This is a genomic window from Mesorhizobium sp. WSM4829, from assembly GCF_055811475.1.
In genome coordinates this window covers 81,385-95,909 of record NZ_JBVVQJ010000007.1, presented here as the reverse complement: position 1 = coordinate 95,909, position 14,525 = coordinate 81,385, and the positions used below count along the sequence as shown (strand labels likewise).

Annotated in this window: 13 protein-coding genes; 6 read left to right on the top strand and 7 right to left on the bottom strand. The window is 62.5% G+C overall.

The window, feature by feature from the left end; all coding sequences use genetic code 11:
- Window positions 1-13: 13 nt before the first annotated feature.
- The 3 genes from AC0L17_RS09245 to AC0L17_RS09235 form a co-directional block, all read right to left on the bottom strand.
- Window positions 14-1,951 (bottom strand): adenylate/guanylate cyclase domain-containing protein, encoded by a 1,938-nt coding sequence (locus tag AC0L17_RS09245; protein WP_473515585.1) that lies wholly within the window; start codon window positions 1,949-1,951, stop codon window positions 14-16.
- A 633-nt stretch (window positions 1,952-2,584) separates the two neighbouring features.
- Window positions 2,585-4,171: an ABC transporter substrate-binding protein gene (locus AC0L17_RS09240; protein WP_473515584.1), complete on the bottom strand. Its 1,587-nt coding sequence runs from the start codon at window positions 4,169-4,171 to the stop codon at window positions 2,585-2,587.
- Between the two features lie 28 nt (window positions 4,172-4,199).
- Entirely contained in the window at window positions 4,200-5,045 is an 846-nt protein-coding gene (locus AC0L17_RS09235) for an alpha/beta hydrolase (protein ID WP_473515583.1), read from the bottom strand.
- A 238-nt stretch (window positions 5,046-5,283) separates the two neighbouring features.
- Here AC0L17_RS09235 and AC0L17_RS09230 point away from each other — a divergent pair, with 238 nt between their 5' ends.
- The 5 genes from AC0L17_RS09230 to AC0L17_RS09210 all read left to right on the top strand — a co-directional run bounded on the left by AC0L17_RS09230 (window position 5,284) and on the right by AC0L17_RS09210 (window position 9,896).
- Window positions 5,284-5,784 (top strand): hypothetical protein, encoded by a 501-nt coding sequence (locus tag AC0L17_RS09230; protein ID WP_473515582.1) that lies wholly within the window; start codon window positions 5,284-5,286, stop codon window positions 5,782-5,784.
- A 274-nt stretch (window positions 5,785-6,058) separates the two neighbouring features.
- Window positions 6,059-6,916, top strand: coding sequence for an aldo/keto reductase (locus AC0L17_RS09225; protein ID WP_473515677.1), 858 nt, complete (start codon window positions 6,059-6,061; stop codon window positions 6,914-6,916).
- Between the two features lie 87 nt (window positions 6,917-7,003).
- Window positions 7,004-7,681 (top strand): DUF6064 family protein, encoded by a 678-nt coding sequence (locus AC0L17_RS09220; protein WP_236473715.1) that lies wholly within the window; start codon window positions 7,004-7,006, stop codon window positions 7,679-7,681.
- 216 nt (window positions 7,682-7,897) lie between these two features.
- Window positions 7,898-8,965 (top strand): methyltransferase, encoded by a 1,068-nt coding sequence (locus AC0L17_RS09215; RefSeq protein ID WP_473515581.1) that lies wholly within the window; start codon window positions 7,898-7,900, stop codon window positions 8,963-8,965.
- A gap of 319 nt (window positions 8,966-9,284) precedes the next feature.
- Window positions 9,285-9,896 (top strand): LysE family translocator, encoded by a 612-nt coding sequence (locus AC0L17_RS09210; RefSeq protein WP_091596573.1) that lies wholly within the window; start codon window positions 9,285-9,287, stop codon window positions 9,894-9,896.
- 112 nt (window positions 9,897-10,008) lie between these two features.
- Here the strand turns inward: AC0L17_RS09210 and AC0L17_RS09205 are convergent, their stop codons facing one another.
- Genes AC0L17_RS09205 through AC0L17_RS09195 form a run of 3 tightly spaced genes read right to left on the bottom strand, consistent with a single transcriptional unit; the run spans window position 10,009 to window position 12,239 of the window.
- Window positions 10,009-10,650 carry a LysE family translocator gene (locus AC0L17_RS09205; protein WP_473515580.1) on the bottom strand — a complete coding sequence of 214 codons (642 nt, stop codon included), beginning with the start codon at window positions 10,648-10,650 and terminating at the stop codon, window positions 10,009-10,011.
- A gap of 23 nt (window positions 10,651-10,673) precedes the next feature.
- Entirely contained in the window at window positions 10,674-11,594 is a 921-nt protein-coding gene (locus tag AC0L17_RS09200) for a dihydrodipicolinate synthase family protein (RefSeq protein ID WP_473515579.1), read from the bottom strand.
- Window positions 11,595-11,606: 12 nt separating this feature from the next.
- Window positions 11,607-12,239: a LysE family translocator gene (locus tag AC0L17_RS09195; protein ID WP_473515578.1), complete on the bottom strand. Its 633-nt coding sequence runs from the start codon at window positions 12,237-12,239 to the stop codon at window positions 11,607-11,609.
- 170 nt (window positions 12,240-12,409) lie between these two features.
- On the opposite strand from AC0L17_RS09195, the gene pdxR reads away from it, so the two are divergent.
- Window positions 12,410-13,918: a MocR-like pyridoxine biosynthesis transcription factor PdxR gene (pdxR, locus tag AC0L17_RS09190; RefSeq protein WP_473515577.1), complete on the top strand. Its 1,509-nt coding sequence runs from the start codon at window positions 12,410-12,412 to the stop codon at window positions 13,916-13,918.
- A gap of 180 nt (window positions 13,919-14,098) precedes the next feature.
- Here the strand turns inward: pdxR and AC0L17_RS09185 are convergent, their stop codons facing one another.
- The gene (locus tag AC0L17_RS09185) at window positions 14,099-14,434 is read right to left on the bottom strand and encodes a hypothetical protein (RefSeq protein ID WP_236473713.1); all 336 of its coding nucleotides are present in this window, start codon (window positions 14,432-14,434) and stop codon (window positions 14,099-14,101) included.
- Between the last annotated feature and the right edge of the window lie 91 nt (window positions 14,435-14,525).

Sequence of the window (14,525 nt, the reverse complement as noted above, 5' to 3'; positions counted from 1 at the left end):
GTGGCATGTTACCTCAGCCCGCTTGGGCGCGGTGAACGTCCATAGGGGGCGATGCTGACGTCGCGACTTTGCCAAGCTGGAAGACCTCCGTCGCCTCGCCGCGGCCGCGCAGTCGGTGCTTGCCCGCCGGGATCCTTTCGAACCTTTCGTCGAGCCGCGACGCGGTCTCGCCGGAAATGGCGATTGCGGCGGTAGCGCCCGGTTCGAGCTGCTTGCCGAGGTCCTGCAGCCGCTGGCTGACGTTCACGGTGTCGCCGACGATCGTATAGTTGACGCGGTCGGATGCGCCGATATTGCCGACGATGACGGAGCCCGTGTGGATGCCGATGCGGACATGAAGCGGAGGCCGGCCTTCGCCAGCCGCTTCCAGATTGTCCTTGTCCAGTTCCTCGCGGATGGCTGCGGCTGCGCGGACGGCCGCAGCGGCATGGCCCTTCAGACGATCCGGCGCGCCGAAGAACGCCAGCATGCCGTCGCCCAGGAACTTGTCGACAGTACCGCCATGTGCATCGACCGCGCCGCACAGGATCGCGAAGTGGTGGTTCAGCAGCCTGGCCGCGGCGGCGGCGTCCATCTGCTCCGACAGCGTGGTGAAGCCGGCGATGTCGGTGAACATGACGGTGACGACCGCTTCGCGCGGTTCGGCGATGCCGATCTCTCCGGTGCGCACCAGCTTGGCCACCAGCGAGCGCGGAATATAGGTCGAGAATGCACGCAGACCGATCAGCATGGCATTGAACGCCGAAGCCTGGTTGTCCAACTCCAGCACCCTGCTGCGCGGCAGGGGGGTCACGCCGTCGAGATCGAAATCGGCGACGCGCGTGGCCTGGCCGGCAATCGCCTGGATCGGGCGCGACAGGCGCTTGCCGAGAAGAATCGCGACGATGAACGCCACCGCCATCGCGCCAAGTCCAAGCATGGCCGATCCCATGACGCGCTCGATTTCGTCACCGATCTGACTGGTCTTGAAATATGCGCCGAGCGTCCAGGGCCGGTCGCCATAGCCGGTGATCTCACGGGTAATAGCGACGTAAGTGTTCTCTCCGTCCCATGACGTCGAACCGTTCTTGTCGTCAACCTGGATTTCGGCAACCTCGATATCGCGGGTACGCTGCGTGCCGAACTCCGCTTCCGGTTTGCGCGCCTCATATCCGGCGAGAACCGGATCGCCGAAATTGGCGAGCGGCGTCAGCGGCAGGATGCCGTTCTTCAGCGCATCCGGGGAAGCCAGCCGCTGGTCCGCCAGGATGGATCCGTCGCCATCCAGAATGAAGGCATGCGTGCCGAAGCGCGACGACAGTTCCTGCGTGATTTTGGACAAGTTCTGCAGTTCCACCGCGGCGATCACCCAGGCCTTCGTGGCGCCATCGCGTGACAGCGGCGCCGAGACGTTGGCGAACAAGCCATATTCGTTGGCCACGAAGGCGCCCCACCGGCGTCCGCCGACCTGTTGGCGCTCTTCAAGAACGGCGCGCACTTGCGGCGATTTCTCGGTCTCGGCGGGGAGTTTCCGGATCGTTCCGGCAGGATATTTGGCGTCGTTGTCCCCGGTCACCGCCGCCCCCCTGCAAATCAGGTCGGGTGTGCAGATCAACATTGCGTTCACCCCCGGCGCTGCCGCCAGCGCACTGGCAAGTGCCGCCGACATCGCCTCGTCGTCGATCTGGAACTCGCCCTGCTTGTAGAGCTGCGCGACGCCATCCACGGCGCTCTCGGCGCGCCCCATCTCGGCGCGCAGCAAATCCTCCATCGCATCGATCAGGAGCGTCGACTGGGCGCCGAGCAGGTCGAAAGTGTTGCGAAGGTTGGCGCCGACCGACAATGCGAGCACGCCGCCGACCGACAGGAACACGAGGCTGCCGAAACTCATCGCCATGATGACTGCAATGGGGATGCGACGCCGCTTCTTTTCGGAGCGGACCAGACGCACTGGTTGTGCGGACGTGCTCATGCAGCCAACGTCATAATGCGTCACCGCATTGCAAGCCCGATGACGGCTTTAAGGAGAGGACGCGCCGAAGCATTCGCACCAATGTGGCGCCGATGTTTCCAGCGCCGATGATTCCGATCCTCATAGGGGTGTTCCTTTCGTATGGAAGAGCGCCCGCCTCAGTCGCGGACGCGGGCGCCTCGAAGATGCGCCCCTTTCTCGCGCAGTGTCGAGAGTGTCAACTCCCGGAAAGGCGCATGCACGACATGATCGTCGCCGCCATGCAGGAGAACCGGGCGATCATCAAGTCACATATCGAGCGAATGGTGACGATCTTTGAGCCGATCATTCGCGAGGGGGGACCGAGGCGGGCGAACTCAAGGTCGAGGACCGGCAGAGCCGGACTGTGCGGTCAACACCGCGTTCACGCCGTTCTTCCACCCGTAGCGCGAACGTCAGGTTTGGAGGAGGGCTACGAATGACTGGAATTGGCGTTGGTTGCTCGTTCTAATTGCGAACGTGAAGGCAAAATCCTACCCAGAGAGGTCTTCCATGACGGGTACCAACCGTCAGGTTTTCACCACCAGGTACCTTCAAACGAAAGATCGGAGGGCAATACGCCTCCGATCTTTCGGCGACAGGAGAACCGCCGGCCTATTCGCTTTTCCAGACACCCCATACATGGGGGTTTGCCGCGGGCCATACCGAATAGCCCTTTACTTTCGCCGACACGGCATCGAGGGACGGCTCGTAATAGAGGCCAAGGATCGGCACATCCTTTGCCATCAGTGCATGGAGCTGCTTGAACAGTGCCTTGCGTTGCCCGGCGTCGGTCGTGGCCATCGACTTCGTGTACAGATCGAGGGCCTCCTTGCAGTCCCACTGCGCCGTCGGGTCGGTCGCCTTGTCGCCAAGGATGACGCCATACATCAGCGACGGATCGAGACGAGCCGAATAGCCAAAGGACTGGATCTGGAATTTGCCGACAAGGTAGTTGTCGAGCTGTGCCGCCCAATCCAGCACTTCGAGCTGGGCGTTGAAGCCCGCGGCCGTCAACATCGCCTGCAGCAGCACGGCGTTCTCGTACATGCCCTGGTAGCGGGTGTTGGTCTGGATCTTGATCGGCTCGCCCTTGTAACCGGCTTCATCGAGCAGGGCCTTGGCCTTGGCCGGGTCGTATTCCGGCCATTTGAGGAAGTCGTCGTCGAAGAACGAGCTCGCCTGGGCGACGGCCGAGGGACCTCCCGTGGCGGCACCGCTGGTGCTGGCGGCGGCGATCTGGTTGATGTCGGCGGCATGCGCCAGCGCCTCGCGTATTTTGACGTTCGACAGCAGCGGGTCCTTGGTCTGCAGCAGGATCACCGTCCACGACAGGCCTTGCGTCGACAGCACCGTCATGCCGCGCGACTTGGCTTCCTCGGCACGCGATGATTCAAGATCGGGCAGGACATCGAGTTCGCCGGCAAACAGCGCGGTTTCCGCCGCCGCCGTGTCGGGGATGACCATGAAGCGCACCTCGTCGACATAGGCCTCACGGCTGCCGGCAAAGCCGCTCGGCGCCTCCTTCACCGGCTTGTAGTCGGCAAAGCGCTCGAGCGCCAAATACTGGCCCTTGACCCATTCCTTCAGCGTGAAAGGGCCGCTGCCGATGGCGGAATCGGCGAGCCACTTGCCGTCGGCGCCGACATTCTTCGGGCTGGCGACCCAGCCATTGCATTGGACACTGGCGAGTTGCGCCAGAAAGAGCGCATTCGGCGCCTTGAGCGTGAAGACCACGGTGCGTGGATCAGGCGTCGCCACTTGCTCGACCTTGAGGCCCTGGCTGCCGTCGAAGAAGGGAATGCAGAACCACTGATTGGCCGGGTCCATGCGGCGGTCCCAGTTCCATTTGACGTCGGACGAGGTCACGGCGTCGCCATTGTGGAAAACCGCGCCGTCGCGCAACGTGAAGGCATAGGTCTTGCCGTCGTCCGATACTGTCCAGGATTCGGCCAATGCCGGGCCCACCGTGAGATCGGCGCGATAAGCCACCAGCGTCTCAAAGATATGGTGCAGCACAGTGTCGGTGTTTGCATCGCGATTAAGACCGTCGGTGGCGCGGATGTCTGCGTTGATGCGGACCTTGAGCGTGCCGCCGGTTTTCGGCTGCTCCTGCGCCATCGCCGGCAGTGCACAAATCATCACCGCGATTGTCGCCAGCACCTGGAGCAATCGTCTTCCCATCATCAATCCTGTTCCCATTTTTTATCTCCAGTTTGACTGCAGTCTTTCAGGCGGGCCCCGCATTCAATGTCCGCGCAAAGAACTCCTTGACCTTGGCGATGAGCGCGCCGTCGTTGTGAGCGATGCCAGGCACGACATCCAACTGCACCTCGACGCCATGTCTCTCCAGGCTGCCCTTCAACGATCTGATCCGGTCGTTGCGGGTCGCGCCGGCGAGATCGGCGCCGGACATCCACCAGTCATCCTCCGGTTTGATTGTGATCTCCCAGGTTTGGAGATCGTCGCCACCGATCACCATCTGCACGGCGACCTTGCGCATGGCGTCGAGGTCGATGGCCTTGCCGAACACTTTCTCGAAGTCGCGCACCCCGACCCAGAAATCGTGATCGAAGTCGAGCAGGGTCACGACGCCCGGCGCACCGATCGATGCCGCCAGCAGACGTTCGGGATGGAGGAACAGGAAACGATGGGTGAAATGGCCGCCGCCGGAGAAGCCGTACATCAGCACGCGGTCACCGCGGATGCGATAGCGCTCGCGCATCTCCTCGACCATGTCGAGCAGCACGGCATCGTAGTGGAGGTCGCCCTGGCGCAGCATCTTGTAAGAGGAAAGATCGCCCGGAAAACAGATATTCGCCGGGAACAGCGGGGCGAGCACGATCACGCCGTTCTGTTCGGCGAAGTCGGCGAAGGCGTCCCGGTAGGCGAGCATGCCTCGCTCGGTGCCATGCACGATCACCGCCAGCGGATAGGTCTTGTCGCCGTCCTCGTCATAGTCGTCGGGGACATAGGCGCAATAGGGGAAGCGCTGGTCGAAGCGGGAAGCGTACACCGTCGTGTGCCCGAAATCGTAATAGGACAGGCGCTTGCCATGTCCGCTGACGTTGCGCATCGAATTTTCCCCGATCTCAATTTCATTGTTTCATCATTTTGTGCGACTGAAAAGCATTTGTTTATTCACATCGTCAGGAAAGTACGTATTTTACATCGCGTAACGCCTGACATCATCGGGCAAGCGTGAGAAGCTATCCGGGCCGTCGCGCGTCAAGTCCAGCCGAACGGCACGACCAACGACATCGTGAAGTTGTGCAGGTTGACTCGGTTGTCTGCTCGCCTAACTTCGCGGTCACATGATATTTTCCCGCATCCGCAAGCTTGTCCCTCTTGTTCTCCTGGCCGGCAGTTCGATCGTGTCCTCCTGCGTCGCGCCTGACGACACGTCGAACCTCCCGAAGGAAGACGCCACAACGTCGGCAGCCCGCAAAGAGATGGTCGGTCTCAGCGAGGCGGACGTTCGAATGTGCGCCGGCTTTCCGACTGCCACCGCTGATGCGGGGGGAAGCCAGATCTGGACCTATCAGCGTACCGTTCAACGCGGCAATCTCAACGTGGTGATCCCAACCTTGGCCGTGGGCGCGATCCCGACGGTTGGAGGATCGCTCAATGTCGATCCTGGCGGCTATTGCAACACGCAAATCCGAATGGTCGACGGCCGTGTTGCCGAGGTTGCCTACGCCAGCGACAACAACACGCCGAACCACCGCGATGCGCTCTGCGTCAGCACGGTAGACGGCTGCGTGGCCTATGCCCGCCAGCGCCATCAAGTCAGGACAGGAGCCAGCCCCAGGTAACCGGCCAGGTAATCTGGCTCCAGCTAATCGGGCAGGCTGGCGCAACCCAGGCCCTGCAGAATTCGTTCCTGTTTCAGGCAGACGTTCCATATCCGAACCGTCGCCAGGGACCGACCGCCGGCTCCCTGCCGATCGGCCTTGCGAAAAGCCGGTCGGCCGGAACCATTCTTGGGATCGGGAGTACAAGAGGTCGAAGGGACAGGGATGGCAGACGATGATCATCACCCGCAGGACATTCGTGAAGACTGCCGCCGCTTCCGGAGCGGCTCTGGTGATGCCGGCAGCCGCACCCGGCGCGCCGCCTGCGCCGGCGATGCGCGCTGTCCCCTCCTCGGGAGAAATGCTTCCCGCTGTCGGCCTTGGCACCTGGATCACCTTCAATGTCGGCGACGATCCGGTGCTGCGCGACGAGTGCGCCGAGGTGATGGCGGCCTTCTTCGCGGCAGGCGGCCGCATGATCGATTCCTCGCCGATGTACGGCTCCTCGCAGCCGGTGATCGGCTATGGCCTCGAAAAGCTCGGCCGGCCCGAAGCGCTGTTTTCCGCCGAGAAGGTCTGGACCTCCTCCGCCGCCGACGGGCCCGCGCAGATCGAGCAGTCGCGCCGCTTCTGGGGTGTGCCGCGCTTCGATCTCGTGCAGGTCCACAACCTCGTCGCCTGGGAGACGCATCTCGAAACCCTGTTCGCCATGAAGGCGGTCGGGCGGATCCGCTATGTCGGCATCACGACGTCCGAAGGACGGCGGCACGATTTGTTCGAACAGATCGTGCGCGCGCATCCGCTCGACTTCGTGCAGCTCACCTATAACGTCGTCGACCGAGAAGCGGAGGAACGGCTGCTGCCGCTGGCGGCCGAGCGCGGCATGGCTGTCATCGTCAACCGGCCGTTTCGGCAAGGCGCGCTGACGCGCCAGCTCCAGGGCGAGCCGCTGCCGGACTGGGCGGCCGGGATCGGTGCCGCGACCTGGGCGCAGTTCATACTGAAATTCATCGTTTCGCATCCCGCCGTCACCGTCGCCATCCCCGCCACCACCCGCGTCGACCACGTGCGCGAGAACCTGTTGGCAGCGACCGGACCCCTCCCCGACGCGGCCATGCGCGAGCGGATGGCGGCCTACGTCCGGGACCTCTAGGCAGGCATTCGTCGGCTGGCCCACGAATGCCTGCCTGGATTCTGTTGTTTGTCGCAGGTTCTTGTCGCAAAACCGTGGGAGGCTTTTGTGGAACCTGCTTGGATGTCGGAATGGTGGACCTACCGGCTGGAGGATTTCCTGCTCTTCTCGCCGCGCGTCTATTGGCGCATGTTCGAGTTGGCCAATGCCGCGTTCTGGCCGCTGCATCTCCTGACGCTCGCCGCCGGCCTCGCCATTGTCCTGCTCGTGCTTAGGCAGCCGCGTCGCCATGGTCTGTGGATTGCGCTCGTCCTCGCCGCGCTCTTTGCCTTCGTCGGCTGGTCCTTGCTGTGGAGCCGCTATGCCGCGATCAACTGGGCGATCGCCTATGTCGCGCCGGCCTTCGGCCTGCAGGCGCTGCTGCTGGTGATCGGCGGTGCGCGCGGCGGCCTCGCCTTTGACCGGCGGGACATCGCAGGGCGGCTCGGGCTGCTGATCGCGGTCGCTGGCCTCGTCGTTTATCCCCTGCTGCCGCCGCTCTTCGGGCGGCCATCGGCGAGTGCCGAGGTCTTCGGCATCGCGCCGGACCCGACGGCGATCGCAGCGCTCGGCGTGCTGCTTGCCGGGAGCGGCGGGCTTGTGCCGCTGCTGTTGGCGATCCCGCTGCTGTGGCTGCTGCTCAGCGGCCTGACGCTGCATGCCATGGGCGATCCGCAAGCCTGGCTGCCGCTTCTTGCAGCGGCCACCATTCTCGCTGCATTGACCCTGCGCCGCATCGCTCGGTGATGCCAGCACGATCGAGAAAGTCAGCCGGCTCCAGCCAGATAGTACAAGTTTCAGATGTAACCGAATTTTCTCCTTCTGAAATCGTAGCGTAACGCCGCACCGCCAGATTCGCACTTCAGCAGACCGCAGCCACACGCTCGCCGCGTGGATTGTCACAAGCCAGCCGGTTGCGCCAGCCGGTTGCAGTCGTGACTTGCTCTGAAAGAGGAGGTGACCATGGTCAGTCAACTTTCGCGGACAGCGCCAACCGTCCAACCAATAGCCGCCACGCCGGAACTTCCTTCCGCCGTCCCGCTGATGGCGCTGTCGACCGGTTTCTGGGCCTTCAAGACCTTGGCGGCTGCGCATGAGCTGGACCTGTTCAGCCGCCTTGCGGGCGGCGCCGGCACCACGGTTGCCGAGCTGGCGGAAGCGCTCAGCCTGCATCAACGGCCGGCCGAGATGCTGTTGACCGGCTGCGCTGCACTCGGGCTCCTGGAGAAAACCGGCGGCCGCTATCGCAACACGCCGTTAAGCGAAACCTATCTCGTGCGCGGAAAACCGTATTACTTCGGCGGCTTCGTGCAGATGCTCGACAAGCGGCTCTATCCCGGCTGGGGTAGGCTTGCCGAAGCGCTGCGCACGAACCGGCCGACCACGTGGGACCCGGCGGTGCAATCCTCGGTGTTCGACGGCGAAGATCCGATGATGCTGGCGCTGTTCTGGGAGGCGATGCATTCGGTCTCCACGATGACCGCGCGCAAGCTCGGCGAAGCGATGGATTTCGGACATTTCCGCCGCCTCCTCGACATCGGCGGCGGATCGGGGGCGTACGACATCGAGCTTTGCAAACAGTATGGGGCGCTGCGTGCGACCGTGTTCGACTTACCGCATGTGGCCGCGATCGCCGCGGGAAAGATTGCCGAGGCCGGTTTGACCGACCGGATCGAGACCGCAGGCGGCAACTTCTTCGAGCAGCTTCCCGGGGATCACGATTTGCATCTCCTATCGATGATCCTGCACGATTGGGACGAGGCGAAGAACCGCGCCCTGCTGCGCCGGTCGTTCGGGGCTTTGCCGAGCGGCGGCGCAGTCGTCATCAGCGAGCTTCTCGTCAACGACGAAAAGACCGGACCGGCGCCGGCGGCGCTGATGAGCCTCAACATGCTGATCGAGACGGAAGGACGAAACTACACGCCGGCCGAATATTCGGCGTGGCTCGAGGAAGCCGGATTCCGGGACATCGAGACGGTCTGGTTCGAGGCACCCGGCGCGAACGGCGCCGTGATCGGCCGCAAGCCGTAAGGCGCAAAACGCAGTGGAACAGGCGCCCCGCAGTTCAACCCCGCCGACAATGATGATGGAGGCCGAAATGGCTCACACGCAAACTCGCGTCGATCGTCACCGTCTGCTTGGACTTGTGCTGAAAACCACAGCAACCGCAATCGCGGCTCTCAAGACCTGGCAACGGACCGTCTCAAGACGTCGGGCAATCGCTGGTTTGACCCCCGATCGGTTGCGGGACATCGGTCATGCCGAGGCGCCCGCGCCGGTGCTTGAGGTCAAGGCAGGTCTGGTCACGAACTTGATGTCGATGAGGTAAGCGAAAATTCGAACCGATAAGATGGACTGGAACAGTCTTGCCCAATTCTCGGCCGCGACACTTTTGATTCTCATCACGCCCGGCCCGATTATGCTGATCATTGCCCATAATACGCTGCGGCACGGGGCGATGGCCGGTTTCTCGACCGCAATTGGTGTAGAGTTCGGAGAGGCGTGTCTGCTCGGGGCGATTTTCGTCGGCCTGTCACTTTCCGGTGAACTCTTGCCAGTGCTGTTGCGATGGCTTTCGCTGGCCGGAGCTCTTTATCTCATCTGGCTCGCTGCGGGCGCGTTGCGCCTCCGCCACCGGCCTTCGCGCTCTCCGAATTTGTCTCGCGCTCGTCCGCCCGTCCTCGACGGGCTGGCGATCGCCTTCGCAAATCCCGCAGCTCTTCTGTTCTATGCCGCCTTCTTTCCGCAATTCATAGATCCGGATCATTCGATCTCTATGCAAATAGCCTTGCTTAGCGCGATGTATGTTTGCTTGCGCTCGGTCTCCGCCTCGGCTTGCGTCTTGACAGTCGCGCGGCTGCGGCTACCTGTCGGCTGTGCACAGGTCGGCAGATTTGCAAATCTGGGCTGCGCCGCAGTCTATCTCTCCATCGCAGTCATCACCGTCCTCAGACTTATGTGAAATCGCACCGAACGGTGACCAATGTCGCCACCTTCGGCGGCAGTGCGGCCGGCCGTCATCGCAGGTTTCGCCAAGGCAGCGGCGGTCATCCATCTCTCTTCTTCTCACAACGTCACGCAACCGGGCGCTTTGCCAGCAGCAGCCCGCATCCAAGCATGATCATGGCGCCGCCCGAGCCTTCACGAAGACGGCGAACGAGATTCCCACGCGACGCCGCGCCATCGCGAAGTCTTCCGGCTGCAAACGCCACGACAATATCGGCGAGCGTGTTGAAGACAACCGAGATGGCGCCGAGGATCAGGAACTGCAGAACGACGTGATCCGACGATGTATCGACAAACTGGGGAATGAAGGCGAGGAAGAATGCGGCCGTCTTCGGGTTCATCACTTCGACAAGAACGCCATCCCTGAAGGCCCGCATCGTGCCGACGGGCGGTTCCGAATGACCCAGCGACTTGTAGTCGAGCCTGGCATGGCGAACGGTTCGGTATCCCATCCAGACCAGATAGAGCGCGCCGACCACCTTGAGTGCCGTGAACAATTCGGCGCTTGCCAGCACGATCGCCGAGACGCCAAGGCTGCCGGCCACGACATGAAACAGCCCGCCGAGGCCATTGCCAAGGCTCGAAGCGATTCCTTCCGAGCGACCGCCGGAAAGGGTTCGGGCGGCGACATAAAAAATCCCCGGACCCGGGGTAATCGCCAGCAGGAATGCCGTGAACAGGTAGACGGTGAAGGCGTTGGATTCCAGCATGGAAATATCCTGATTAAGACTGTCTATCGAGCTTGCATACAAACAGCGGAGAAAACCGCATCGAGATGGTCGAGAGCGGCGGCGACGCGCTGCCGTGCCTGGTCCTTCAGAGGGAGGACGGGGCGTGGCGGATCGACGTCGCAGAGGTTCAGAAGACTGGCGACGACATACATCACCCTGAAACTGCCGAATTCCTTGAACAGCGCCCAAAGCGGTCCGAAGGCGGCGTCAAGTCGCTCGACGGCCGCAGCGTCCCCGGCTTGCGCCGCTCGCGTCAGGGCCAGGGCCGGTGACGGCAGAAGTCCTGCGACGACGGAATACCAGGCGTCGCTCCCGGCGAGCAGCGCAGGCGCGCCGCCCCAGTCGCCGCTGTAGCCGATCCTGAATGCCGACCCGGTCGCAGACCGGAGGGAGGCAAGTTCGGACGCGAAGTCACCACCGGACGGCAAAGGCATCTTCACGGCTTCGATGTTGACCACCTTCGACAAGCGGGAAATGAGGTCCAGGCTGAAGGTGAACCTGGTCGTGCCGGGATTGTTGTAGATGCAAAGCGGGAGCTGCCCCGCGTCGGCGACTGCGGTGAAGTGTTCGAAGACCTCGTCGTCGACAAGCGGCGTATAGGAAACCGGAGCGAGAAGCAGGCCGTCGGCGCCGGCAGCCTTCGCGTCACGGGCAAGGTCCACGGCATCGCTGGTCCGGATCGCTCCGACGCCGACCATAACCGGTATTTTGCCACCGACCGTGCCCATTGCCGTTTCGACCGCCCGTCGACGCTCTTGTCGCGTGAGGAAAGCATAGGCGCCGGTACTGCCGAGCAGTCCGATGGAGTCCGCTCTCGCCTCCTCGATGTTCCTCAGAAGGCGCGCGAGGGCGACGGGGTCGAGCCTGCCGGAAGCGTCCGCCGGGGTGATCGGGAATGCTGAAAGGCCTTGGAAGAGTGACATGAAGGAACCTTTTCAGATGCGGGTCAGGAGAAGCTTTAGCCCGGCAAATCCGAAGAATACCGCCAGCGTGCCTTCGATCCAGCGCCGCGCCCGCCGATACAGGGCGATCATGGGAGCGGTCGAAAAGACGATCGCGTAGCCGCAGAAGATGGTGACGCTCAGCACCGCGCAGCCCGCGAGGATCACCAGAACCGTATGCGATGACGACCCGGGCCCGAGTCCCAGCGTCATCAGCGCGATCCATGCCAGGATCGATTTCGGATTGGTGAGATGCATCAGCAGTCCGCGCTTGTAGAGAGTGGCCGCCGTCGCCTTCCGTTCGTTGGTCGGCCGAAGCTGATCCTTGTCTGAAGAAAGCGCAGCTTTGCCCGCCTTGAAGGCGAGATAGAGAAGATACAGGCCTCCAACCAGCTGCAGGACCACAAGTGCGTGCGCGTATCGACTGAGGATCGCCGAGACACCTGACGCCGCCATCAGGCCCCAAAAGATCGAGCCACTGACGACGCCGGATGCGATTGCCAGCGCGGCCCCGCGGCCGTCGTTCATGGCAACGGCCATGATACGCATATTGCTCGGCCCGGGACTGCCGGCAGCGATGACGTATGCGGTAAAGACGATGATGAATTGGTGGAACTCGGCCAGCATTTTACTTCCCAGGAGGTGCAATCTGGCGTCATCAATACAAGCACAACTGGCCCTGACATAGAACCAGTTTTGAATAAAAAGCGCTGGTCCAGTTGGCCTCAGGCCTTTGCCTGGCTGATTTTCCCGGTAATGTCTGGATCAACGAAACGTCTTCATTTGGGTAATCGCGAATGGTCCAGTCCCGCAAGCAGAATTCGTCGTCGGGAAGTTCGTCGTCGGGATTGGGCGCCCGCGGGATCTATGAGAACCTGCGGGAACAGATCGTGGCGGAGGTCTACGGGCGCGGAGACGTGCTTCCGTCGGCTCGTGCACTGGCGGTCGAGCTTGGCGTCTCGCGAACGACCGTGACGTCCGCTTACGAACAGCTCGCCGCCGAGGGGTTCGTGGTCATTCGACATGGCGCTCGGCCACGGGTGGCCATCAAGGTCGCGCACAGCGAGCCGGGAGACCTCGTTCATACAGCCGCAGAGCCACACAGCCTCTCCGCTTTCGGAGAAAGGCTTCGATCCCGAGCCATCCCGATGCGGGTTGCGTCGGAGAAGCTCGTCGCCGACTTCCGCTACGGCGACATGTCGGCCTCTGACTTCCCGACCCTTGCCTGGCGAAAGGCCATGAACGATGCTGCGCTGGGACGGCCGCTCAAGCTGTCCTATGGCGACCCCTGTGGCTTGACCCGCCTGCGTGCCGCCCTGCAGGGCTATCTATGGCGAGCGCGCAGCATCCGCTGCGAGGTGAGCGAGATCGTCGTCGTCAACGGTTCTCAGCAGGGACTGGATCTCTGCGCCCGCCTGCTTCTCGATGAGGGCGACGGCTTCGCCATCGAAGAGCCCTGCTACCCGATGGCACGGAGCGTCTTCGAGATGACAGGAGCCATCGCCGCCCCGGTGGAGGTCGACGCCGAAGGCATCAGGGCGGACTTGCTGGCGGATGTTGGCGCGCGGCTGGCTTACGTCACGCCTTCACATCAGTTTCCCCTGGGAAGCGTAATGTCGATGGGTCGACGCCAGCAACTGCTAGGATGGGCGAAAGAGAAGAGGGCCTACATCGTCGAGGACGACTACGACAGCGAATATCGTTTCGACATGAACCCGATACCGCCGCTTCGCGCGTTGGGAGGCGCGTCGAGCGTCATCTATATCGGTACGGTCTCGAAGACACTGTCGCCGTTGCTGCGGATCGGCTACGTCGTCGTTCCGCGTGAGTTGCAGGAGGTTTTTGCCCACGCCAAGCGGCTGACGGACAGGCATGCCCCCAGCCTCGAACAGGAGGCGCTCGCGACTCTGGTGGAATCCGGCGCCTACGAAGGCCACGTGCGCAAGGCCAGGCGTCAAAATGCCCGCCGACGTGCAGCACTGCTCGACGCTCTGCAGACTGAATTCCGCGATCTCGTTCGGGTCGAAGGCGCTGAGGCCGGTCTGCACGTCGTCGTCTGGTTTCGCGACATGCCGCCCTCTATGGCGGCATCGTTCATCGATAAAGCCGCCGCGCTCGGAGTTGGCATCTATTCGATATCGCCGCATTATTTCGACCAGACATTGGATTTCGACCAGACATTGGATCGCAGCTGCCTCGGCCTGGTGATGGGATACGCAAGTCTGACCGAGAGCCAGATCCACAGAGGACTAAAGCTCCTTCGACGCGCTTACGAGGAGGCAACAGGCAGCGGCGACGTATCGTAGGTGCTTTACGGCCTGCCTGACGGATCAGGCGCGCGCGACGCCGAAGGCAGCCTCGGCATCGCGCGGGTGGTGATCTGCCGCTAGAGCGCTTTGCGTTTTGGTGGACCAAAACCGCGCTCTAACTCCTTGTTTTACGCATTTTGTCGGACGCCAAACCAAGATTTTTGGCTGCAAAATGCTCTAGAACCACCGCCGTTCAGGCTCGGAGCTCTTTGCAATCACAATTCCCAAGAGAACGCCGAGCACGCCGCCAAGCATCATCGCCGTAGAGATCGTGCCTGGATTCTGCTGGACGGTTTCGGTCACGGTGTGTGCCTGGCTACGCAATTGCCGGGCTGCGCGCGAGGCTCGTTCGGCGGCGCTCTCGTACCAGCCCTGTGCCTCCTCGGCACGGTCGGAAAGGGTCCGGTTTATTTTGGCGATTTCGCGACGAAGCTCGGCGATCTGTTTCTTCATCGCTTCCTGCGCGTCGTTTGCCGCCTTTGAGGTGCCTGCCATATTGGTGGTCTCCGCCATTGGATTTCTCCCTTTGGTAATCATATCCCCCAAGGTCATCAGATAGGGGAAACGGTCGCGGACGCGCAGGGTTCCTTGCCCCAGAAAACGC